Source organism: Enterobacter sp. GD03975 (assembly GCF_029838645.1).
Classification (GTDB): Bacteria; Pseudomonadota; Gammaproteobacteria; order Enterobacterales; family Enterobacteriaceae; genus Enterobacter; species Enterobacter quasihormaechei.
This window is the reverse complement of record NZ_JAOBZC010000011.1, coordinates 113,454-134,216: the sequence shown is the minus strand read 5'-3', so window position 1 is coordinate 134,216 and position 20,763 is coordinate 113,454. Positions and strand designations below refer to the sequence as shown.

The following is a 20,763-nucleotide window of genomic DNA, read 5'->3' as shown; positions in this document are numbered from 1 at the left end:
GCATGCGGACCGGCGTCATCCATAACTGATAATGACTTTCTCAAAGGAGAGCTATCAATGAGTATTCGTCCGTTACATGATCGTGTGATCGTCAAACGTAAAGAAGTTGAAACCAAGTCTGCTGGCGGCATCGTTCTGACCGGTTCAGCAGCAGCAAAATCAACGCGTGGCGAAATCATCGCTGTCGGTAAGGGCCGCATCCTGGAAAACGGAACTGTGCAGCCACTGGACGTTAAAGTTGGTGACATCGTCATTTTCAACGATGGCTACGGCGTGAAATCCGAGAAGATCGACAATGAAGAAGTGTTGATCATGTCCGAGAGCGACATTCTGGCAATTGTTGAAGCGTAATTAACGCACGAAACTGTACGAATTTGAGGAAATAAGAACATGGCAGCTAAAGACGTAAAATTCGGTAACGACGCTCGTGTAAAAATGCTCCGCGGCGTAAACGTACTGGCAGACGCAGTGAAAGTCACTCTGGGCCCGAAAGGCCGTAACGTAGTGCTGGACAAATCCTTCGGCGCGCCAACCATCACTAAAGATGGTGTTTCTGTTGCACGTGAAATCGAGCTGGAAGACAAGTTCGAAAACATGGGTGCACAGATGGTGAAAGAAGTTGCCTCTAAAGCGAACGACGCTGCCGGTGACGGTACCACCACCGCGACCGTACTGGCGCAGGCCATCATCACCGAAGGTCTGAAAGCCGTTGCTGCGGGTATGAACCCGATGGATCTGAAACGTGGTATCGACAAAGCTGTCGCCTCTGCTGTTGAAGAACTGAAAGCGCTGTCCGTACCGTGCTCTGACTCTAAAGCTATTGCTCAGGTTGGTACTATCTCCGCTAACTCCGACGAAACCGTAGGTAAACTGATCGCTGAAGCGATGGATAAAGTCGGTAAAGAAGGCGTGATCACCGTTGAAGACGGTACCGGTCTGGAAGACGAACTGGACGTGGTTGAAGGTATGCAGTTCGACCGCGGTTACCTGTCCCCATACTTCATCAACAAGCCAGAAACTGGCGCTGTTGAGCTGGAAAGCCCGTTCATCCTGCTGGCTGATAAGAAAATCTCCAACATCCGCGAAATGCTGCCAGTGCTGGAAGCTGTTGCGAAAGCAGGCAAGCCGCTGGTTATCATTGCTGAAGACGTTGAAGGCGAAGCGCTGGCGACCCTGGTGGTTAACACCATGCGCGGCATCGTGAAAGTGGCTGCGGTTAAAGCGCCTGGCTTCGGCGATCGTCGTAAGGCGATGCTCCAGGATATCGCTACCCTGACCGGTGGTACCGTGATCTCCGAAGAGATCGGTATGGAGCTGGAAAAAGCGACCCTGGAAGACCTGGGCCAGGCGAAACGCGTTGTGATCAACAAAGACACCACCACCATCATCGACGGTGTGGGTGAAGAAGCCGCTATTCAGGGCCGTGTTGGTCAGATCCGTAAGCAGATCGAAGAAGCCACTTCCGATTACGACCGTGAAAAACTCCAGGAGCGCGTAGCGAAACTGGCAGGCGGCGTTGCGGTAATCAAAGTTGGTGCTGCGACCGAAGTTGAAATGAAAGAGAAGAAAGCACGCGTTGACGACGCCCTGCACGCGACCCGTGCTGCGGTAGAAGAAGGCGTGGTTGCTGGTGGTGGTGTCGCGCTGGTGCGTGTAGCCGCTAAGCTGGCTGGCCTGACTGCTCAGAACGAAGACCAGAACGTGGGTATCAAAGTTGCGCTGCGCGCGATGGAAGCTCCGCTGCGTCAGATCGTGTCCAACGCCGGTGAAGAGCCGTCTGTGGTTGCGAACAACGTGAAAGCAGGTGAAGGTAACTACGGTTACAACGCGGCAACTGAAGAATACGGCAACATGATCGACTTCGGTATCCTGGATCCAACTAAAGTGACCCGTTCTGCTCTGCAATACGCGGCATCTGTAGCTGGCCTGATGATCACGACCGAGTGCATGGTGACCGACCTGCCTAAAGGCGATGCGCCTGACTTAGGTGCTGCTGGTGGTATGGGCGGCATGGGTGGAATGGGCGGCATGATGTAATCATGTTGTTCTGAACCTCTCAGAACGAACCCCGGGCAGCAATGCCCGGGGTTTTTTATTGCGCTACTCAAATGTTCCCTTCACGCATGCAACGCCTTCGCGCACCATCTGGCGGCCTTTCGCCCAGACCTCGCGGATCTTCAGGTCATCCGTCAGCACCAGCAAATCGGCATCGCATCCGGGCGCGAGCCGCCCCTTATGCTCCAGGCCGAGAAACTCCGCCACGTTACGTGTAAACGGCAGAAGCGCCTCCTCCAGCGGCAGGTGATACCGGTTGACCAGTTGCTGTAGGGTTTCGGGCAGAGACTCGAATCCTGCCACGCCCATGCCCACCAGGTTGCCGTTTGCGTCAAAAATCGGCTGGCTGCCGTTACCGTCCGAGCTGAGCGTAAGCCGGTTAAACGGCACCTGCGCTTCGCGGGCCGTCGCGATGGCGGTGGCGGCATCAATGGGCTCATTGATGCTGGTGGTGATGTCGATATAGCCCCCGTCGCGGGCATAATCCAGCGCGGCGAGGAACAGTGGCCGGGCGCGGTTGACGTGGGTTGGCAGCAGCTTCGTGCGGGGCACGTCGGCGTTATTCAGGATGTTAAGCAGCGGCTCGAGCAGTTTCGGGCTGTTGCCGAGATGAAACACGGATATCCCCGCCCTGGCGCCCAGCAGCCCACCGACGCGCGACTGGGCGGCCATATTCGCGAGCTGGTCATCCGTTGGTGCGGAAGAGCGATGGTCGGAAATCGCGCATTTCACACCGATGATTTTATCAATCAGCGCCACATCCTTTTCGACACTGCCGGTAATCGTCGGAGAAGGCAGCCCGTACGCGCCTGTCAGCATCCACGCGCTGAGCCCTTCATGTTCTAGCGCCCGCGTTTTTGCCAGCAGCGACTCGGGATGGCGGGTCACGCCGTCGGTGCCCAGCAGGCCAACAACGGAGGTGATGCCCGCCGCCACCAGTGCGGACAACCGTACCTCCGGCGTCCGGGTGTGCGGGCCAGCTTCACCGCCGCCGCCGATCAGGTGTACGTGCTGATCGATAAACCCCGGACAAACCACTGCTCCGGCGAGATCGCGTTCAGGACAGTCTGGCTTCGTTGTGGCGTGGCCCGTTTTTTCAATCGCGACGATTTTTCCCCCGGCGATCAGCAGATCGCAACGCCCCCGATCCTCCGGCGCGTAAAGATGCGCATTGCGGAAAAGATGCGGTTCCAGCACTGAAAAATCCATTTTTACCTCCTCAGAAGAGTAGCTGCATCACCCACACTGAGAGCAGGGCGTTAATGACGCAGACAGTAATGATGTGCGGGTAATACTTCGGGTTAACGCCTGCGGTGCCCAGGCAGCGGCCAGTGTTTTGCACCGGATTGCCCATCAGATAGATGGCGGGCAGCAGGATAGTGGCATCGTGCCCGTTGAGCGTGCCGGCAGCGACCAGACTGGCGCAAACCCCCACACCGCCGCCCATGCTCATCACCGAGGCCAGCAGGACGGTTGCCGCTGCCCCCGGAAGCCCCCACAACGACATGATCGGTTCACAGACGCTGCCGACGATATCCAGCAGGCCGGTGACCTTGAGCGCCTGAATGATAACAAACGCCATAACCACGTTCGGCAGCAGGCTGGTGGTGGCGATGGTAAAGCCGCGACGGGCGCCATCGATAAACAGGTCCATGATATTTTTACGCGGCTGGGCGATCATTTTTCCTCCTGAACGCGGCGAACTTCCCTGTGCGCGATCCACAGACGCAAAAAGTTCGCGCCAACAAATTTAAACACCAGAATGACGGCAAGCGGCGCGATCACCGGGACGGTAATGAAGGCAAAAAGTGCGGCACCGGACGAAAAATAGTTGGTAATGATGGCGCTACCGCTGGTCTGGAAGGTGGCGAAAATGGCGCGTTCACGGTCGGTAATCGCCCCTTCGTCGGTCAACCCTTTGGTCATCCCGGCGGCGGCATCGGTGTTTTGCAGGTTGGCGATAAGCGCCAGAGAGCAGATACCCGGCACGCCGAGCAGCGGGCGTAAAATGGGCGTCATGAGCTGTTGTGCGGCGCGCAGCCCGCCCAGCCCCTCGGTGACGGCAATGATCCCGAGCGACAGAATGACCGAGGGGGCCAGCTCAAGAGCAAACAAAAAACCGTCTTTCGCTCCCGTCCCACCCTCGCCGCGAAACGTCAGCGCGCCGTTCACCGGTCCAAAACTGCCGTTTAAGACGGTAAAATCCAGCATGCGCCACCATTCGGTACTTTTGGCGAAAAAGCCTGAGAAAAATACAATGGTGAGCACGAACGCCAGATAGCCCACCCAGGTCACTTTTTCCTCTCCTGAGGATGATGCACTCATGAAACCCCCTTTTTTGAAATGCGTACAAAAGTTGTACGTCGCATCACTAAAAACGATCGGGGGCTAAAACACGATATCCCAAAGGTTATTATCAGAATTCATTTAAGATGTCGGAGGAGTGCCAGCGGAATCTGGCTCGCAGAAATGCTCAGCATTTTTCTTTTGGTCATCTTTTTAGTATAAGGTTTACACGCGGACAACTACTGTCCAGCTTATTGAAAACGAGGAATAACATGCGCATTAAAGTCTGTGCAGGGATTGTAGGTGCAGCATTGCTGCTGGCGGGGTGTAGCACCAGCAATGAACTGACGGCAGCGGGCCAGAGCGTTCGCTTTGTGGAAGATAAGCCGGGCAGCGAATGCCAGCTGTTAGGCACCGCCACTGGCGAGCAGAGCAACTGGATGTCGGGGCAGCACGGCGAAGAGGGCGGCTCTATGCGCGGTGCGGCCAATGCCCTGCGTAATCAGGCGGCGGCTATGGGCGGCAACGTGATTTACGGGGTAAGCAGCCCGACGCAGGGTATGCTGTCCAGCTTTGTGCCAACCGCCAGCCAGATGAACGGCCAGGTCTATAAGTGCCCGAACTGATCTAAACTTTTGATGGCGCTGCCGCTTGATCTGTAGCCAGGTAAGCGTAGCGCCACCTGCCTTTTACTGCTGCCGCAGCTGCAAATCCAGCGGCGTCTTACTCGGCTCTCCGCCAATCTCGCGTGCCAGCTTCGGCACCATATAACCTGAAACCAGCGTTAACAGTTCGCGCATAATCTGTCGGGCCTCTTCATCCGTCACCATGAAGTGCGCCGCGCCCTGAACGCGATCAAGAACGTGCAGATAATAGGGCATGACGCCCGCATCAAATAAGGCATTGCTGAGATCGGCCAGCACCCGGGCGCTGTCGTTCACGCCGCGCAGCAATACGCTCTGGTTGAGCAGCGTCACGCCCGCTTTTCGCAGCCGCGCCATCGCCGCGCGAAAGTCCGCGTCAACTTCATTCGCGTGGTTGATATGGTTCACCAGCAGCACCTGCAAACGGGACTGCTCCAGGCGCGTGACCAGGGCGTCGGTGATACGCGCCGGGATGACGATCGGTAAACGGCTGTGAATGCGCAGACGCTTAATGTGCGGAATGGTCTCAAGCTGAGTCAGCAGCCAGTCCAGCTCATGATCTTTTGCCATCAGCGGGTCGCCGCCGGAGAAGATGATTTCATCCAGTTCCGGGTGCGCCGCGATATAGTCCAGCGCCACCTGCCAGTTGCGCTTATTACCCTGATTCTCAGCGTACGGGAAGTGACGGCGGAAGCAGTAGCGGCAATTTACCGCACAGCCGCCCTTAACCAGCAGCAGCGCACGGTTGCGGTATTTATGCAGCAAACCCGGTACCACACTGTTCTGCTCTTCCAGCGGATCGGTGCTGTATCCCGGCGCAGTGATAAACTCATCCTGAGAGGTCAGCGTTTGTTTTAACAATGGATCGTCAGGGTTGCCTTTTTCCATTCGGGCGACAAACGCGCGGGGAACGCGCAGGGCGAAAAGTCGCTTTGCCTCACGGCCAGCAAGCAACTCCGGGTGCTGATCGAGGTCTAAAAGACGCAGCAATTCATCAGGACTGGTGATTACATCGGCAAGTTGCGATAACCAATCTTCTCTGGACGGGGTGTTTAGGGTTACAATATGCGCCATTTTGTGGCTTAGCTACCAGTTAACAAATTTAGAGGGCCTTATGGCAACGTACTATAGCAACGATTTTCGTGCTGGTCTTAAAATCATGATGGACGGCGAACCGTACGCGGTTGAAGCCAGCGAATTCGTTAAACCAGGTAAAGGCCAGGCATTTGCGCGCGTTAAGCTGCGTCGCCTGCTGACCGGTACCCGTGTTGAGAAAACCTTCAAATCTACTGACTCCGCTGAAGGCGCTGATGTTGTCGATATGAACCTGACTTACCTGTACAACGACGGTGAGTTCTGGCACTTCATGAACAACGAAACCTTCGAGCAGCTGTCTGCTGATGCGAAAGCCATTGGCGATAACGCTAAGTGGCTGCTGGATCAGGCTGAGTGCATCGTGACCCTGTGGAACGGTCAGCCTATCGCCGTTACCCCGCCGAACTTCGTTGAGCTGGAAATCGTTGAAACCGATCCAGGTCTGAAAGGTGATACCGCAGGTACCGGCGGCAAGCCTGCTACCCTGTCTACCGGCGCAGTGGTGAAAGTACCGCTGTTCGTACAGATCGGTGAAGTGATCAAAGTGGATACCCGCTCCGGCGAATACGTATCCCGCGTGAAGTAATTTACGTCGTGATGTAAGGCGCAGCGCCCGCTGCGCCTGATTTTGCAGGCAGGGAAGATGAAACGTACCGTTAAAATTCTGCTTCTGTTCGCGCTCTCCAGCGCAATGCTCTCCGGTTGCAACACCGCGCGTGGCGTGGGTGAAGATATCCAGGATCTCGGCCATATCATTTCCCATGCGGCCAGCTAATTCCGTCTAATTTTCCTAAAAATCCTTCCTTTTCCGTCAAACGACAAGATCTTGTCTATTCTTAAGTTGCTATACACAAAATAACTTTGGCTATAAAAGGAAGATATTATGGTTAAGAAAACAATTGCAGCGATCTTTTCTGTTCTGGTGCTTTCTTCGGTACTGACTGCATGTAACACCACCCGTGGCGTAGGGGAAGATATCTCCGACGGTGGTAACGCTATTTCTGGCGCAGCAACTAAAGCTCAGAACTAATGACAACGACGGTACGGCAGTGAATTCACCGTACCGTCAATTCTCCACTTCCTGTAGCGTTAAAAACGGGGAGTAGCGCGTATCCATATGAAGCTTCATGCGGATATTGCGTTTGTATGTGTACACCGTTTTGCCGTTAATGCGCAGATGACTGGCAATCTTCTGGTTGCTTGCGCCCTCCATCCATAATGTCAGAACTCTCTCTTCCTGACGCGTCAGTAACGGTGCTGCCATTTCCGGAAGCTCCGGGGTTGCGCATGACGTTAGCGCGTCGTTAATCACTGCGGCCAGTCCTTCCAGATCGGTATTTTTAGAGAGTGAAGACCATATCGGGTATTGCGCCAGATAATCCGTCAACGCCTGTTCCTGCCCAGATTGCAGCAAAATAAAAGGCAGCGTTTCGCTGGCAATCAGTAGGGAGGACAGTTGCTGAAAATGGTGTAAATCCTGCCGGAAGCCAGATAAATCAGCGATGACCAGTGCAGGTTTCCATTGCAGAATATGCTCTCTGGCGAGGAAAAGGTTATTCACCCCGGTTACGACGAAATGACCTGACAGCAGGTCTGAATGATTGGCCCATGCTTCAAATCCCGCGCGGGTGAAGTGACAGCGGTCAATCAAAAGAATTTTGAACATACAATATTCGCAGTCGGCTAGTGGTTTGGCTTCCTGCCATCAGAAAGCATAACATCATAGAGAAGTCGGATGAGTTATAAATGCCTGAACTGCGCGCCTTACTGAGGCTATTTCTTGCCTTAACGCGTTCAGCAAAAAAAGTTTGAAAAAAAATACCGCGCTAACCAAAATATAAGGTGCAACTTCTGCCTTGCGGGACGACCCGTAAGCGCGTCACTCATCGGGGACGGCCCCAACTTGTCTCTAAGTTAAGGAGCCTGAAATGTCCTGGATCGTTCTTGTTATCGCCGGTTTGCTCGAAGTGGTATGGGCAATTGGTCTGAAATACACCCACGGTTTTACCCGCCTGACGCCCAGCGTCATTACCATCGCCGCGATGATTGTCAGTATCGTTATGCTGTCATGGTCAATGCGGACCTTGCCAGTGGGAACGGCTTACGCTGTCTGGACGGGAATTGGCGCGGTAGGGGCTGCCATTACCGGCATTCTGCTGCTGGGGGAATCTGCGAGCCTGGCGCGCATTGCCAGTCTCGCGTTAATCGTCGCGGGCATCATTGGGTTAAAACTGAGTACGCACTAATGCGGCTGTTTTACCCAGATTAATTTCGTCACGTCAAACCCTTGCCGGGTCCCAACGTCTAGCATCTGCTGCTTCATTTCCGCCGTGATCGTTGGCGTGCGGGAGAGTATCCAAAGATAGTTGCGATCCGGCCCACACACCAGCGCGTGGCGGTACTCTCTGTCCAGCGCAATAACGTTATATCCGCCGTAGAATGGGCCGAAGAAAGAGATTTTCATTGCCGCACGGTTAGGCGCGCCGGTGAAATAGGCCTGACCCACCGTCTGCTGCCACATCTGCCGGTCCGGATTATAGCCGCGGTTGACGACCTGGATCCCGCCGTCATCCATCGCGCTGTAGGTGGCCGTAACTTTTTCTAAGCCCCTTTCGAATTTATGATCCATGCGGGCGATTTCATACCATGTGCCGAGGAAGCGCTGTGCGTCAAAATTACTGACTACCGTGACGCCAGGCGGAGGAGTTGGGGAACTGCAAGCAACCACTAAAAACGCGGCTGTTACTGCGGCAATAACAGGCAGAATGCGCATAGGAGTTTCCTTACCGTTTTTTTGTTAAGTGTAGATGACAGCAGGAAAAATGCGGAAGATTGTGCAGCGGGTTTTGCCGGGTAAGGCGAAGCCGCCACCCGGCAATGTTTTACTATAGCGCGTCGAGGATATGGTACGCCGCCTCAACGCGTGCCGGGTTCGGATAGCTTTTATTCGCGAGCATCACGATGCCGATCTGCTTTTCAGGAATAAAGGCCACGTAGCTGCCGAACCCGCCCGTCGAGCCGGTTTTGTGCACCCAGGAGGCTTTTACAGGCGGAGCCGGAGGATTTATTTCGACCGCAGGCAAGGCGGCCAGCGCCACCTTACTGTCGCTGCCATCAACCACCGTTTTTGCCTCCACGGGCCAGTTGAGCATCTCCCAGCCCAGGCCCTGGTACATTGAACCGATACGCCAGTAGCGCGACTGCGCCAGCGCGATGCCCTGCTTAAGTGAGGCATCATCAACGTTCTCTGGCGCCATGTTTGCCAGAACCCAGTTCGCCATATCCTGCACGTTGGTTTTCACGCCATAGGCTTGTGCATCCAGCATACCCGGCGAAACGTGTACCGCTTTGCCGTCACGATAACCCCAGGCGTAATGCGCCTCTTCCGCTTTCGGCACGTTAATCCAGGTGTGATGCAGCGCCAGCGGTTTGAACACTCGCTCGGTCATCGCCTGCTCGTAGCGCATGCCGGAAGGCTTAACCGCCAGCGCACCAAACAGGCCGATGCTGGCGTTGGCATAAAGGCGCGTTGTGCCTGGCTTCCACTGTGGCTGCCAGTGTTGATAGAAGCGCAGCAGGGAGGCGTCATCCGTCACCTCATCGGGCAACTGTAGCGGCAGACCGCCAGCGGTGTAGGTCGCGAGATCCAGCATCCGAATCCCTTGCCACTGCTTGCCCGTCAGCTCAGGCCAGTATTTGGTCACCGGATCGTCCAGCGAAATTTCACCGCGAGCAAGGGCATCCCCACCTAAAACGCCGGTGAAGGTTTTACTTATAGAGCCCAGCTCGAACAGGGTCTGAGGCGTAACCGGTTTGTTGGCTGCGATATCGGCCTTGCCAAACGTGTAATAGTGCGGTTTACCCTGATAAATAACGGCCACCGCCATACCGGGAATAGACTGGGCTTTCATCAGCGGCGTAACCGTCTTCGCGACCACCTCCGCCAGCTGTTGTTCGGACACTGGCGCGGCGAGGGCAGAGCAAGAGGTGCTGAGCAGCACGGCGCAGCAAAGGGTTTTTTTCATCATCAGTAATCTTCCGTAATAGCGAGTCAAGGGGATGTCCGGGCCCGTCAGACAGGCGTAGTCTGTTGGATTTGACTGCACCTGACAAACGGTTAAATTTAGCATTAGCTGTTAATTTTTCTAACGGAAGAGACCATGACGCGAAGCTATCTCCCCCTCAATTCGCTTCGAGCCTTTGAAGCCGCCGCAAGACATCTCAGCTTTACGCACGCGGCCATTGAGCTGAACGTGACCCATTCCGCCATTAGCCAGCATGTGAAGACGCTGGAGCAGCACCTGAACTGTCAGCTGTTCGTTCGCGTTTCGCGCGGGCTGATGTTGACTACCGAGGGCGAAAATTTACTGCCGGTGCTGAATGATTCGTTCGATCGTATAGCCGGTATGCTGGATCGCTTCGCTAACCATCGTGCGCAGGAGAAGCTGAAAATCGGCGTGGTGGGCACGTTCGCGACCGGGGTGTTATTCTCACTGCTGGACGATTTTCGCCGTGGGTATCCGCATATCGATCTTCAGCTATCTACCCATAATAACCGCGTCGATCCGGCCGCCGAAGGGCTTGACTACACGATCCGCTACGGCGGCGGGGCGTGGCACGGCACCGAGGCTGAATTTCTTTGTCATGCGCCGCTCGCCCCTCTGTGTACGCCGGATATTGCCGCCCGTCTGCACAGTCCGGCCGATATCCTCAGGTTTACGCTGTTGCGCTCCTACCGGCGCGACGAATGGTCCGCGTGGATGCAGGCGGCCGGCGAGCATCCCCCTTCGCCAACGCACCGTGTGATGGTGTTTGATTCGTCCGTGACCATGCTGGAGGCCGCTCAGGCGGGAGTGGGCATTGCCATCGCGCCTGTCGATATGTTTACCCATCTGTTAGCCAGCGAGCGCATTGTGCAGCCCTTTGCAACGCAGATTGAGCTCGGCAGTTACTGGCTGACCCGATTGCAGTCCCGGGCTGAAACGCCCGCAATGCGTGAATTTTCCGGGTGGCTGGCAGGAAAGATGAAAAAGTAAAAAGCCCGCCGGACGGCGGGCCAGTTCAGTCAGATGGTGACCACGGCAATCAGCGTGACCACCGTCAGAATGGTCGCCAGACCGTAGAAGACCCATTTACCGCTTGGCACATGGATTTTCAGATCGTGCATCGCATGGTGGATACGGTGCAGGCCGCACCACAGCGGCAGGACGATCATCAGGAAGAGAAATACGCGGCCAATAAAGCTGCTCGCAAAGGCCAGCACGCGCTCGTAGCTCAGCGCATCGCCCGGGAACAGCCCCAGCGGCAGCATGATCCCGACCAGCAGGATGATGACCGGGGCAACAATGGCGCTCCACATGCCGCCTGCGCCAAACAGCCCCCAGAAGACCGGCTCGTCTGAACGTTTTGGATTTGGATTGATCACAGTAGTCTCCTTACCAGAACAGCACGACAAACAGAATGACCACAGAGACAACTGCGGTCACCGCCCAGAGCCCTTTGATAACCGGCTCCGGTCCCATTTTCTCGCCTTTTACAATGATGTTTGCCGCTTTTGGCGCCAGTTCAAACCAGGTTTTGGTATGCAGCAGCGCGGCTGCGAGCACAATCAGATTCAGAACCACGATGATTGGGTTTTGCAGGAAGCCCACAAAACTGGCCCAGGTTTCCGGGCCGTGCTTGAGAGCATAAAGCCCGTACATCAGTTCGAGGCTGAACCAGACCGCGGGAACTGACGTGCCTTCACGCAGCATATAGAAGCGATAAAACGGCAGTTTTTTCCACCAGGTGGACGGCATTGGCCGCACGTAGGCTTTGCGTTTAGTCGTCATCATGCACTCCTTAGCGTGGTTTCAGGGTAGCGATAAGAAAGTCTTTCGAGCTTTCCACTTTTCCCTGCTGAATGGCGGCGGCCGGGTCGACATGCTTCGGACAGACTTCAGAGCAGTAACCCACAAACGTGCAGGTCCAGACCCCGTTTTGGCCGTTAAGCTGTGCCATACGTTCTTTTTTGCCGTGGTCGCGGCTGTCCTCGTTATAGCGGTGCGCCAGGGTAATGGCGGCCGGGCCGATAAACTCAGGGTTCAGGCCAAACTGCGGACAGGCGGCGTAGCACAGGCCGCAGTTGATGCAGCCGGAAAACTGATGGTATTTCGCCATCTGCGCGGGCGTCTGGGTGTTTGGCCCCTGATCCGGCGTACGCGGGTTGCCGATGATGTACGGCTTTATCGCTTCGAGGCTTTCGATAAAGTGGGTCATGTCGACCACCAGATCGCGCTCAATCGGGAAGTTGCCCAGCGCTTCAACCCTGATGCCTTTGGTGTAATCACGCAGGAAGGTTTTACACGCCAGCTTCGGCACTTTATTGACCATCATGCCGCAGGAGCCGCAGATTGCCATGCGGCAGGACCAGCGGTAGCTCAGGTCTGGCGCCAGGTTGTCTTTGATATAGCCGAGCGCATCCAGCAGGGAGGTCTGCTCGTCGAAAGGGACTTCGTAGAAAGCGCTGTGGGGGGCGGTATCCACTTCCGGGTTGTAGCGCACCACTTCAACTTTCAGTTTTTGCATCTCAGCCATTCGCCTTCTCCTTCTTATCGGCGGCTTCTGCTTCTGCACCGTAAACGCGTTTCGCTGGTGGCAGCGTGGTGATTTTCACGTCGCTGTAGTCCAGGCGGGTGGTGCCATCCGCATCGCGCCAGGCGAGAGTGTGTTTAAGGAAATTGACGTCGTCACGTTCGGTGCAGCCCTCGTCCAGACGCTGGTGCGCGCCGCGCGACTCTTTACGCGCCAGGGCAGAGTGCGCCATACACTCCGCGACGTTCAGGCCGTGGCCCAGTTCAATGGTATAGAGCAGGTCGGTATTGAAGACGCTGGAGGTGTCGGTGATGCGCACGCGCCTGAAGCGCTCCTGCAACTCCGCCAGTTTGTCGACGGTTTTCTGCATCAGCTCTGGCGTACGGTAGATCCCGCAGCCTTCTTCCATCGACAGGCCCATCTCATCGCGGATCTTCGACCAGTTTTCGTTACCTTCCTGATTCACCAGGTCTTTCAGCCGTTTTTCGACGTCTGCAACCTGCGCATCCAGCGCCGCGCTGTTGGCGTCGCCTGCGGTTGCGGCACGCTCCATTGCGCGTTCGCCCGCCATGCGGCCAAAGACCACCAGCTCAGCCAGCGAGTTTGAGCCCAGACGGTTTGCGCCATGCAGACCCACGGAGGAACACTCGCCCACCGCAAACAGTCCTTTGATGCGGGTTTCGCACTGCTGGTCGGTTTCGATTCCGCCCATCGTATAGTGCGCGGTTGGACGCACCGGGATCGGCTCTTTCACCGGGTCGACGCCCACATAGGCTTTCGCCAGCTCGCAGATAAACGGCAGACGCTCCAGCAGTTTTTTCTCGCCGAGGTGGCGCAGGTCGAGATGCACCACGTCGCCGCGCGGCGTTGAGATAGTGTTGCCTTTGCGCCACTCGTGCCAGAAAGCCTGAGAAACTTTGTCGCGTGGGCCAAGTTCCATGTATTTGTTTTTCGGCTCGCCGAGCGGGGTTTCCGGGCCCATACCGTAATCCTGTAGATAACGGTAACCGTTTTTGTTGACCAGAATACCGCCTTCACCGCGGCAGCCTTCCGTCATCAGAATACCGGAGCCGGGCAGGCCGGTTGGGTGATACTGGACGAACTCCATATCGCGCAGCGGCACGCCGTGGCTGAGCGCCATGCCCATACCGTCACCGGTGACGATGCCGCCGTTGGTGTTATAGCGGTACACGCGGCCCGCACCGCCGGTCGCCATGACCACTGCATTCGCGCGGATCTGGACAAGCGTGCCTTCCATCATGTTCATCGCCACCAGTCCGCGCGCATGACCGTCGTCGACCAGAATGTCGAGAACGAAATTTTCGTCAAAGCGCTGGATTTGTGGGAACTGGAGGGAGGTCTGAAACAGGGTGTGCAGCATGTGGAAGCCGGTCTTATCGGCGGCAAACCAGGTGCGTTCGATCTTCATGCCACCGAAGCGGCGAACGTTGACGCTCCCGTCCGGACGGCGGCTCCACGGGCATCCCCATTGTTCCAGCTGGGTCATTTCCGTTGGGCAATGGTGAACGAAATAATCAACGACATCCTGTTCGCAAAGCCAGTCGCCCCCTGCAACCGTGTCGTGGAAATGGTATTCGAAGCTGTCATGATCCTGCGCGACGGCGGCGGATCCTCCTTCTGCGGCTACCGTGTGGCTGCGCATCGGATAGACTTTTGAAATCAATGCGATTTTAGCGTTCGGATTGGCTTGTGCCGCAGCAATTGCAGCGCGTAATCCAGCCCCGCCAGCGCCTATTACGGCAAGATCGGCTTGAAAAGTTTGCACGACATTCCTCCAGATTTTTGTTTTCCCGCAACGCGATGGACTAAAGGACGTTCACCTGCCCGAACGGGCGATTGCGGAAGCGATTCCACTGCTCCTTTATGGGTATAACAGTATAACCGCGTAGATGTGAGGGAAATTTGACGCGTTCGATTTTTTTGCTGTTCTGTGCGGTGATTTATCATCGTGATTGATGAATGGCGTCACAGTATTTTTCTGCGTAATGAAAAAGGACTTTTACTGTGCAAAATTTGTCTCTGCCCCGGCTTACGAGTAGACTTCGTGCCCTTGTCTGAAAACGGAGAAAAACTCATGAGCGAAACGGCCACCTGGCAGCCGAGCGCATCCATTCCAAACCTGTTGAAGCGCGCAGCAATTATGGCGGAGATCCGCCGCTTCTTTGCAGATCGCGGCGTCCTGGAGGTGGAAACGCCGTGCATGAGTCAGGCGACGGTCACGGATATTCATCTGGTCCCGTTTGAAACCCGTTTTGTTGGCCCTGGCCACTCTCAGGGCATGAATCTGTATCTGATGACCAGCCCGGAATACCATATGAAGCGTCTGCTGGCGGCCGGATGTGGCCCGGTTTATCAGCTGTGTCGTAGCTTCCGTAATGAAGAGATGGGCCGGCACCATAATCCGGAATTTACCATGCTGGAGTGGTACCGCCCGCACTACGACATGTATCGCCTGATGAACGAAGTCGACGATCTGCTGCAACAGGTGCTGGATTGCGCGGAAGCTGAAACGCTCTCCTATCAGCAGGCCTTCCAGCGCCATCTGGAAATCGATCCGCTATCGGCTGATAAAACCCAGTTGCGTGAGGTGGCGGCAAAACTGGATCTGAGCAACGTGGCGGATACCGAAGAGGACCGCGACACGCTGCTGCAACTGCTGTTCACCTTTGGCGTTGAACCGCAAATTGGTAAAGATCGCCCGACGTTTGTCTACCACTTCCCGGCCAGCCAGGCCTCGCTGGCGCAGATCAGCACCGAAGATCACCGCGTGGCGGAGCGTTTTGAGGTGTACTTTAAAGGCATTGAGCTGGCGAACGGTTTCCACGAGCTGACCGACGCGCGCGAACAGCAGCAGCGTTTCGAGCAGGATAACCGCAAGCGCAACGCGCGCGGTCTGCCGCAGCAGCCGATTGACACCAACCTGCTGGAAGCGCTTAAGGCCGGTTTGCCGGACTGCTCCGGCGTGGCGCTGGGCGTGGATCGTCTGGTGATGCTGGCGCTGGGCGCGGAACAGCTGGGCGACGTGATAGCCTTTACGGTCGATCGCGCTTAAAGAGTTGCCGGGTGGCGCTGTCGCTTACTCGGCCATTTAACTTGCCATATTAAAAACTGCTATTTTCTCTCTGCACGGGTCTTTTTCTTAATTTGACTCGTATAGCCACAATATTTGTCTGGTCATCTGCTACCATCCGCGCAGTTTAATTCCGTTTCGGATGGTTATATGTCCCACTCACTCAAAAAAATGACCCTTACCGGGCTCATCCTGATGATTTTTACGTCAGTCTTTGGCTTTGCTAATAGCCCGTCCGCTTTTTATCTGATGGGCTACAGCGCAACGCCGTTTTATATCGTTTCCGCTCTGTTCTTCTTTATCCCGTTTGCGCTGATGATGGCGGAGATGGGCTCGGCTTACCGGAAAGAAGAGGGCGGCATCTATTCGTGGATGAACAACAGCGTCGGTCCACGCTATGCATTTATCGGTACCTTCATGTGGTTTTCATCCTACGTCGTCTGGATGGTCAGCACGGCAGCCAAGGTCTGGGTGCCGTTCTCGACGTTTCTCTTCGGTGCGGACAAAACGCAGGTCTGGTCCCTGGCGGGGCTGAGCTCCACGCAGGTGGTGGGTATTCTGGCGGTGTTCTGGATGGTGGTGGTCACGCTGGTGGCCTCCAAAGGCATCAACAAAATAGCCCGTATCACCGCGGTTGGCGGGATTTCCGTGATGTGTCTGAATCTGGTGCTGCTGCTGGCCAGTATCGCCATTCTGTGCCTGAACGGCGGGCATTTCGCCCAGGAAGTCAACTTTGTTTCATCGCCTAATCCGGGGTATCAGTCCGGACTGGCCATGCTCTCGTTCGTGGTGTTTGCCATCTTTGCTTACGGCGGTATTGAAGCCGTAGGCGGGCTGGTCGACAAAACCGAAAACCCGGAAAAGAACTTCGCCAAAGGCATTATTTTTGCCGCTATCGTCATTTCCATTGGCTACTCGCTGGCGATTTTCCTCTGGGGCGTCAGCACCAACTGGCAGCAGGTGTTGAGCAATAACACCACCAACCTCGGGAACATCACCTACGTGCTGATGAAAAGCCTGGGGATGACGCTCGGTAACGCCATGCACCTGACGCCGGAAGCATCGGCTACCCTGGGGATCTGGTTTGCGCGCATTACCGGCCTGTCGATGTTCCTCGCCTATACCGGCGCGTTCTTCACGCTGATCTACTCGCCGCTGAAAGCGATTATTCAGGGCACGCCAAAGGCGCTGTGGCCCGCACGGATGACCCAGCTTAATGCTGCCGGTATGCCTGCTAACGCCATGTGGATGCAGTGCCTGCTGGTGTGCGTATTCATTCTGCTGGTGTCCTTTGGCGGCGATACCGCGTCGGCCTTCTATAACAAGCTGACCCTGATGGCGAACGTGTCAATGACGCTTCCGTACCTTTTCCTGGCCTTGGCGTTTCCGTTCTTTAAGGCGAAGCAGGATCTGGAGCGTCCGTTTGTGATCTTCAAAACCCGCGCGGCGACGCTGGTGGCGACCACCGTTGTGGTGCTGGTCGTCGCGTTCGCCAACATTTTTACCGTCATTCAGCCCGTGGTTGAGGCAAATGACTGGAACAGCACGCTGTGGATGGTTGGCGGACCGATTTTCTTCTCAATGCTGGCAATGGGGATTTATGAAAACTACCGCCGTCGCAGGACTATCTGCGTGGTGGAAGTGGCATAGCGGATAAAAAACCCCTCCCGACAGGGAGGGGGAAAGGGATTACAAACTTCCCGCCGGGCGCGAACGCGCCGCTGACGTCAAGGTTCTTCCCGTCTTACGTCCGTCCAGCGTTTCCAGACGCATCTGGAACGGTGGGAACGGCATATCGATCCCGTGCTCGCGGAAGCCAGCCAGAATCAGCTGGTGGATCTCATGGCGCAGCGGCATACGGTGGCCCATCTCGGCGGCGTAAATACGCAGCTCGAAAATCTGGATCCCCTGCTGCAAATCAACCAGGAAGACTTCAGGCGGCGGGTTATCGATTACCAGCGAACAGCGTTCAGCAGCCGTATACAGGATCTGCGTCACCTCTTCGCTGTTGGCATCCGACGGGGCCGGTACGGTCAGCACCACACGCGTGACGGAGTCAGACAGCGACCAGTTGATAAACTGCTCGGTGATAAACGCTTTGTTCGGGACGATGATCTCTTTACGGTCCCAGTCGCTGATGGTGGTAGCGCGGGTGTTGATCCGGGTGACGCTGCCGGTCAGATCGCGGATGGTCACCGTATCGCCAATTCGAATCGGTTTTTCAAACAGAATGATCAGACCAGACACGAAGTTGGCGAAGATTTCCTGTAAACCAAAGCCCAGGCCTACGGTCAGGGCGGCAACCAGCCATTGCAGTTTTGACCATTCGATACCAATCATCGAGAAGCCCACCAGCCCACCAAACATCATGATTAAATACTTGGTGATAGTGGTGATCGCATAGCCCGTGCCGGGGGTTAAATCCAGATGCTGCAACAGCGCCAGCTCCAGCAGAGCAGGGAAGTTACGTATCAGCTGCGTGGTGATGATCAGCACCAGAATCGCAATCAGCACGGCCCCTAAGGTGATGGGCTCCAGGCTTTCGACTCCCTGCACCGTGGACGTCACGTCCCACAACGAGATGTTCTCCAGGAAGCCAAACGCGGAGTGAATTTCCGACCACAGGAAAATCACCGACAGCAGGGCAACCAGCATCAGAATTGAGCGCACCAGCCGCAGGGACTGGGTACTGATAGCATCCAGATCCAGTTCAACGTCGTCTGCTTCCGCTGCCCCTTCCGTGCTGTTGACGTGGTTCGGCTCTTCTTCGCCGCGCGCACGCTGGGCCAGAATTTCTGCGCGACGATGTTTGGCACGGTCAAACGCCAGACGACGACGCTGGATCAGCATGCCGCGGCGAATAACGTGGTAAACCACCAGCAGCAGGAACCAGATGGCCACCGACGTTTCCAGTCGCGCCAGCAGCGCCTGCGACGTGGCGAGGTAGCCGACAGCTGCCGCCAGCATTGCCGCCAGCGGCGCGCTGAGCAGCAGGTTCCACAGCAGACGGTTAAACATGTTATCGCCACTGCCGCTCTTATCGAGATAGAGCGGGATCCCGGCGCGCTTCAGGCTGAGCGTTACCACCGCCAGTGCCCCGCAGATCAGCATAAAGCACAGACGTCCCAGCGAGCCGGAGAACTCCCGGTCATTGAGATTATCGAACATGATCAACGCCATAATCAGCGGCACAATCAGCCCGATGCTCATCAGGTAATAACGCATCGCCCGCGCAACGCGATTACGCGGCCAGCCAAAGTGAGCGATGAACAGACCATTTGGCCGCGCGAACGTGGCGCAAATCATCACGACCCACAGCAGCGGAACGGTGGCGGTTACGCCGTCCCCAATCGCGACGGCAAGGGGATAAGGCCAGGCTTCACGCAGGCCGTATCCGAGCGTCATCCACAGTACAGGCAGCGGGGACGCGACCAGAATTGACCAGAACACCGTGCGCAGCGTTAGCCAAAAGTGATCCTGGGTCACTTTTCCCACACGAGCGCTGGAGCGCTCGAGGAAACGGGTGAAGTGGCGACGGGAATAAATACTGAAGCCCACCAGAATCAGCGCTCCCAGCAGCGGGAAGATGGTCTCCTTACTGGTTATCATCATCACGCTGGCAAGGCCCAGCTGGCTGAAGGTGTCCAGCGAAATAAGGCGGCGCAGATCCTGCACAATTTCAATCGGCCAGGCGAAGGTCATCGGCCGCACGTCGGACGTCCAGAAGAGATAACGGTGCGTGGCCTCGTTGACCTCCTTCAGCGCATCCTCCAGCTGGCTGTTCGACACTTTCAGCTTGGTCAGCTCAAGGATCAGCGTATCGCCACCCTGTAACAGGGAGTTCAGCAGCTCGCGCTGGGTGCGCAGCTGCGCTTCCAGAATACGACTCTGCTCGCCGGTAAGCGGCTGTCCGTCAGCCTGACGGATCTGGCGGATTTGCGGCTGCTTATTGAGGAGGTCTTCATAGTGAAGACGCTGAACGCGCAGCTGCGCCATCTCAGTATCAAGCTGCTGCGGTTTTGGCATCTCCGGCAGACGCGCGACCTGCGCGCGTAACGCTTCGCCCAACAGGTTAGACGAGCCAAGCCACTGGGACTGTTCGCGCAGCGTGTTGAGCGCCTGACGCACCTGAAGGGTTTGATTGGTGGCCTGGCGCTGCTGCGACGCGACCAAATCCATACGCTGCGCCTGCTGATTCAGCGCCGCAGAAAGTTCGCGGTTAACCTTAAACTGGGCGACGATGCCTTCAGGCAGGTTATCGCTGTTTTCGGCCAATAGCTCGGTGCTTTCCAGCGCACGTTCAGCTTCACGCTGACGCTGGCTGTTGAGCTGATTTCTCAGCGCCTGGAGATACGCATCAAGCTGTTCGCTCTGCTTCTGCGCCAGTTCGGAACGCATCCGCGACAGCTCCTGGCGGTTGTTGGCAGAAAGCTGTGCCAGCTCCAGTTCATCGACCAGCGCTTTCAGTCTGGCGGATTCAGCCTGTAGCCCAAGATTTTGCGCCTGATTCTGCGGCGTGTTGCCCGTCTGCGTCCCGATGCGGCGTTCCACCTCATTTAACTGACGGCGGGCGTCGGTTTGCTGCTGTGGAAGCTGGCTGAGGGAGTCGGCAATTTCACGCGCCCGCTCCTGCTCCTGCTGAGCCAGGCGGCTCTTTTCCAGAAGCTGGCTGCTGACTTGCAGGATCTCCTGATTCAGCGCCTCGGACGTCATCCCTGCGGGTACCTGGCGCGGTTCATCGCGCAGGTTGTTTAACTGCGAGCGCAGGGTCTGAGAGAGTTTGGGGAAGTTGTCGATAACCTGCTGATACTGCTGTGCGCGCTCAAGGGAGCCTTTCCGCTCCTCAAGCGCGTTCAGTGCAGACTGGAGCGACTCAACGGCCTCCGGCTGAGCGGGTTTCGCCGCTTTTGCCTGCTCCAGCTCCTGGGTTATCTGTTTGGCGTCGGGGGCTGTCGCTGCGTACGCCCCCATGCTGAGGCACCAGGCCATCAGTAATACGATAATCGGGCGCACGTCAGC

General features: G+C 56.4%; 22 protein-coding genes. 10 read left to right on the top strand and 12 right to left on the bottom strand.

The genetic code is table 11. The annotated features are described in order from the left end of the window. Nucleotides 1–57 precede the first annotated feature (57 nt). Together N5C09_RS17010 and groL are read left to right on the top strand one after the other, a co-directional pair. Entirely contained in the window at nucleotides 58–351 is a 294-nt protein-coding gene (locus N5C09_RS17010; protein WP_003855929.1) for a co-chaperone GroES, read from the top strand. 39 nt (nucleotides 352–390) lie between these two features. Beyond that, nucleotides 391–2,037, top strand: a complete 1,647-nt coding sequence (gene groL / locus N5C09_RS17005) for a chaperonin GroEL (protein ID WP_015572446.1) — start codon at nucleotides 391–393, stop codon at nucleotides 2,035–2,037. Between the two features lie 63 nt (nucleotides 2,038–2,100). On the opposite strand, the gene iadA is transcribed toward groL, so the two are convergent. The 3 genes from iadA to N5C09_RS16990 are packed head-to-tail and all read right to left on the bottom strand — an operon-like array spanning nucleotide 2,101 to nucleotide 4,380. Further along, a complete protein-coding gene (gene iadA, locus N5C09_RS17000; protein WP_279749507.1) occupies nucleotides 2,101–3,264 on the bottom strand; it encodes a beta-aspartyl-peptidase in 1,164 nt (387 codons plus the stop codon). Nucleotides 3,265–3,274: 10 nt separating this feature from the next. Next, entirely contained in the window at nucleotides 3,275–3,736 is a 462-nt protein-coding gene (locus tag N5C09_RS16995) for a YjiG family protein (protein ID WP_279749506.1), read from the bottom strand. Continuing rightward, the gene (locus N5C09_RS16990) at nucleotides 3,733–4,380 is read right to left on the bottom strand and encodes a nucleoside recognition domain-containing protein (protein WP_279749505.1); all 648 of its coding nucleotides are present in this window, start codon (nucleotides 4,378–4,380) and stop codon (nucleotides 3,733–3,735) included. Before N5C09_RS16990 ends, N5C09_RS16995 begins: the two co-directional genes overlap by 4 nt. Before the next feature lie 233 nt (nucleotides 4,381–4,613). Between N5C09_RS16990 and N5C09_RS16985 the strand changes: the two genes are divergently transcribed. Continuing rightward, on the top strand, nucleotides 4,614–4,967 hold the full coding sequence (locus tag N5C09_RS16985; protein WP_003855938.1) for a DUF4156 domain-containing protein: 354 nt from the start codon (nucleotides 4,614–4,616) through the stop codon (nucleotides 4,965–4,967). Between the two features lie 63 nt (nucleotides 4,968–5,030). On the opposite strand, the gene epmB is transcribed toward N5C09_RS16985, so the two are convergent. Further along, nucleotides 5,031–6,059 (bottom strand): EF-P beta-lysylation protein EpmB, encoded by a 1,029-nt coding sequence (gene epmB / locus N5C09_RS16980; protein ID WP_279749504.1) that lies wholly within the window; start codon nucleotides 6,057–6,059, stop codon nucleotides 5,031–5,033. Between the two features lie 40 nt (nucleotides 6,060–6,099). Here epmB and efp point away from each other — a divergent pair, with 40 nt between their 5' ends. The 3 genes from efp (at nucleotide 6,100) to ecnB (ending at nucleotide 7,110) form a co-directional block, all read left to right on the top strand. Further along, nucleotides 6,100–6,666 carry an elongation factor P gene (gene efp / locus N5C09_RS16975; RefSeq protein WP_003855940.1) on the top strand — a complete coding sequence of 189 codons (567 nt, stop codon included), beginning with the start codon at nucleotides 6,100–6,102 and terminating at the stop codon, nucleotides 6,664–6,666. Between the two features lie 57 nt (nucleotides 6,667–6,723). Further along, entirely contained in the window at nucleotides 6,724–6,855 is a 132-nt protein-coding gene (locus N5C09_RS16970; RefSeq protein WP_063450953.1) for an entericidin A/B family lipoprotein, read from the top strand. Between the two features lie 108 nt (nucleotides 6,856–6,963). Next, nucleotides 6,964–7,110, top strand: a complete 147-nt coding sequence (ecnB, locus tag N5C09_RS16965) for a lipoprotein toxin entericidin B (RefSeq protein WP_003855942.1) — start codon at nucleotides 6,964–6,966, stop codon at nucleotides 7,108–7,110. Between the two features lie 36 nt (nucleotides 7,111–7,146). Here the strand turns inward: ecnB and N5C09_RS16960 are convergent, their stop codons facing one another. After that, nucleotides 7,147–7,746 (bottom strand): LuxR C-terminal-related transcriptional regulator, encoded by a 600-nt coding sequence (locus tag N5C09_RS16960; protein ID WP_063867109.1) that lies wholly within the window; start codon nucleotides 7,744–7,746, stop codon nucleotides 7,147–7,149. A gap of 262 nt (nucleotides 7,747–8,008) precedes the next feature. On the opposite strand from N5C09_RS16960, the gene sugE reads away from it, so the two are divergent. Then, nucleotides 8,009–8,326: a quaternary ammonium compound efflux SMR transporter SugE gene (gene sugE, locus N5C09_RS16955; RefSeq protein ID WP_063450951.1), complete on the top strand. Its 318-nt coding sequence runs from the start codon at nucleotides 8,009–8,011 to the stop codon at nucleotides 8,324–8,326. Here the strand turns inward: sugE and N5C09_RS16950 are convergent. Both N5C09_RS16950 and blaACT read right to left on the bottom strand, forming a co-directional pair. Next, nucleotides 8,323–8,853 (bottom strand): lipocalin family protein, encoded by a 531-nt coding sequence (locus N5C09_RS16950; protein ID WP_279749503.1) that lies wholly within the window; start codon nucleotides 8,851–8,853, stop codon nucleotides 8,323–8,325. The genes sugE and N5C09_RS16950 overlap by 4 nt on opposite strands. Nucleotides 8,854–8,965: 112 nt before the next feature. Further along, nucleotides 8,966–10,108, bottom strand: coding sequence for an ACT family cephalosporin-hydrolyzing class C beta-lactamase (gene blaACT / locus N5C09_RS16945; RefSeq protein WP_279749502.1), 1,143 nt, complete (start codon nucleotides 10,106–10,108; stop codon nucleotides 8,966–8,968). Between the two features lie 132 nt (nucleotides 10,109–10,240). Here blaACT and ampR point away from each other — a divergent pair, with 132 nt between their 5' ends. Further along, nucleotides 10,241–11,116 (top strand): LysR family transcriptional regulator AmpR, encoded by an 876-nt coding sequence (ampR, locus tag N5C09_RS16940; RefSeq protein WP_063450948.1) that lies wholly within the window; start codon nucleotides 10,241–10,243, stop codon nucleotides 11,114–11,116. A 29-nt stretch (nucleotides 11,117–11,145) separates the two neighbouring features. Here the strand turns inward: ampR and frdD are convergent, their stop codons facing one another. From frdD to frdA, 4 genes are read right to left on the bottom strand one after another with little or no spacing between them, the layout of a single operon-like run. Further along, nucleotides 11,146–11,505, bottom strand: a complete 360-nt coding sequence (gene frdD, locus N5C09_RS16935; RefSeq protein WP_063450947.1) for a fumarate reductase subunit FrdD — start codon at nucleotides 11,503–11,505, stop codon at nucleotides 11,146–11,148. A 10-nt stretch (nucleotides 11,506–11,515) separates the two neighbouring features. Continuing rightward, nucleotides 11,516–11,911: a fumarate reductase subunit FrdC gene (gene frdC / locus N5C09_RS16930; RefSeq protein WP_279749513.1), complete on the bottom strand. Its 396-nt coding sequence runs from the start codon at nucleotides 11,909–11,911 to the stop codon at nucleotides 11,516–11,518. 10 nt (nucleotides 11,912–11,921) lie between these two features. Then, nucleotides 11,922–12,656 (bottom strand): succinate dehydrogenase/fumarate reductase iron-sulfur subunit, encoded by a 735-nt coding sequence (locus N5C09_RS16925; protein ID WP_279749501.1) that lies wholly within the window; start codon nucleotides 12,654–12,656, stop codon nucleotides 11,922–11,924. Further along, nucleotides 12,649–14,439, bottom strand: coding sequence for a fumarate reductase (quinol) flavoprotein subunit (gene frdA / locus N5C09_RS16920; RefSeq protein WP_279749500.1), 1,791 nt, complete (start codon nucleotides 14,437–14,439; stop codon nucleotides 12,649–12,651). The genes N5C09_RS16925 and frdA overlap by 8 nt, the downstream gene beginning before the upstream one ends. A 309-nt stretch (nucleotides 14,440–14,748) precedes the next feature. Here frdA and epmA point away from each other — a divergent pair, with 309 nt between their 5' ends. Beyond that, the gene (epmA, locus tag N5C09_RS16915; RefSeq protein WP_063450943.1) at nucleotides 14,749–15,726 is read left to right on the top strand and encodes an elongation factor P--(R)-beta-lysine ligase; all 978 of its coding nucleotides are present in this window, start codon (nucleotides 14,749–14,751) and stop codon (nucleotides 15,724–15,726) included. A gap of 168 nt (nucleotides 15,727–15,894) precedes the next feature. Further along, complete coding sequence (gene yjeM, locus N5C09_RS16910) at nucleotides 15,895–17,394, top strand: glutamate/gamma-aminobutyrate family transporter YjeM (RefSeq protein WP_279749499.1); 1,500 nt, start codon at nucleotides 15,895–15,897, stop codon at nucleotides 17,392–17,394. 39 nt (nucleotides 17,395–17,433) lie between these two features. On the opposite strand, the gene mscM is transcribed toward yjeM, so the two are convergent. Continuing rightward, a complete protein-coding gene (gene mscM, locus N5C09_RS16905; RefSeq protein WP_279749498.1) occupies nucleotides 17,434–20,757 on the bottom strand; it encodes a miniconductance mechanosensitive channel MscM in 3,324 nt (1,107 codons plus the stop codon). Between the last annotated feature and the right edge of the window lie 6 nt (nucleotides 20,758–20,763).

Excerpts from the sequence above, each read along its gene's own strand:
- epmA (WP_063450943.1), top strand. The coding sequence starts at position 14,749 with ATGAGCGAAACGGCCACCTGGCAGCCGAGCGCATCCATTCCAAACCTG.
- ecnB (WP_003855942.1), top strand. The coding sequence starts at position 6,964 with ATGGTTAAGAAAACAATTGCAGCGATCTTTTCTGTTCTGGTGCTTTCT.
- epmB (WP_279749504.1), bottom strand. The coding sequence starts at position 6,059 with ATGGCGCATATTGTAACCCTAAACACCCCGTCCAGAGAAGATTGGTTA.
- efp (WP_003855940.1), top strand. The coding sequence starts at position 6,100 with ATGGCAACGTACTATAGCAACGATTTTCGTGCTGGTCTTAAAATCATG.
- N5C09_RS16990 (WP_279749505.1), bottom strand. The coding sequence starts at position 4,380 with ATGAGTGCATCATCCTCAGGAGAGGAAAAAGTGACCTGGGTGGGCTAT.
- N5C09_RS16995 (WP_279749506.1), bottom strand. The coding sequence starts at position 3,736 with ATGATCGCCCAGCCGCGTAAAAATATCATGGACCTGTTTATCGATGGC.
- N5C09_RS16960 (WP_063867109.1), bottom strand. The coding sequence starts at position 7,746 with ATGTTCAAAATTCTTTTGATTGACCGCTGTCACTTCACCCGCGCGGGA.
- N5C09_RS16970 (WP_063450953.1), top strand. The coding sequence starts at position 6,724 with ATGAAACGTACCGTTAAAATTCTGCTTCTGTTCGCGCTCTCCAGCGCA.
- ampR (WP_063450948.1), top strand. The coding sequence starts at position 10,241 with ATGACGCGAAGCTATCTCCCCCTCAATTCGCTTCGAGCCTTTGAAGCC.
- N5C09_RS17010 (WP_003855929.1), top strand. The coding sequence starts at position 58 with ATGAGTATTCGTCCGTTACATGATCGTGTGATCGTCAAACGTAAAGAA.
- N5C09_RS16950 (WP_279749503.1), bottom strand. The coding sequence starts at position 8,853 with ATGCGCATTCTGCCTGTTATTGCCGCAGTAACAGCCGCGTTTTTAGTG.
- N5C09_RS16925 (WP_279749501.1), bottom strand. The coding sequence starts at position 12,656 with ATGGCTGAGATGCAAAAACTGAAAGTTGAAGTGGTGCGCTACAACCCG.
- blaACT (WP_279749502.1), bottom strand. The coding sequence starts at position 10,108 with ATGATGAAAAAAACCCTTTGCTGCGCCGTGCTGCTCAGCACCTCTTGC.
- iadA (WP_279749507.1), bottom strand. The coding sequence starts at position 3,264 with ATGGATTTTTCAGTGCTGGAACCGCATCTTTTCCGCAATGCGCATCTT.
- frdC (WP_279749513.1), bottom strand. The coding sequence starts at position 11,911 with ATGACGACTAAACGCAAAGCCTACGTGCGGCCAATGCCGTCCACCTGG.
- N5C09_RS16985 (WP_003855938.1), top strand. The coding sequence starts at position 4,614 with ATGCGCATTAAAGTCTGTGCAGGGATTGTAGGTGCAGCATTGCTGCTG.
- sugE (WP_063450951.1), top strand. The coding sequence starts at position 8,009 with ATGTCCTGGATCGTTCTTGTTATCGCCGGTTTGCTCGAAGTGGTATGG.
- yjeM (WP_279749499.1), top strand. The coding sequence starts at position 15,895 with ATGTCCCACTCACTCAAAAAAATGACCCTTACCGGGCTCATCCTGATG.
- groL (WP_015572446.1), top strand. The coding sequence starts at position 391 with ATGGCAGCTAAAGACGTAAAATTCGGTAACGACGCTCGTGTAAAAATG.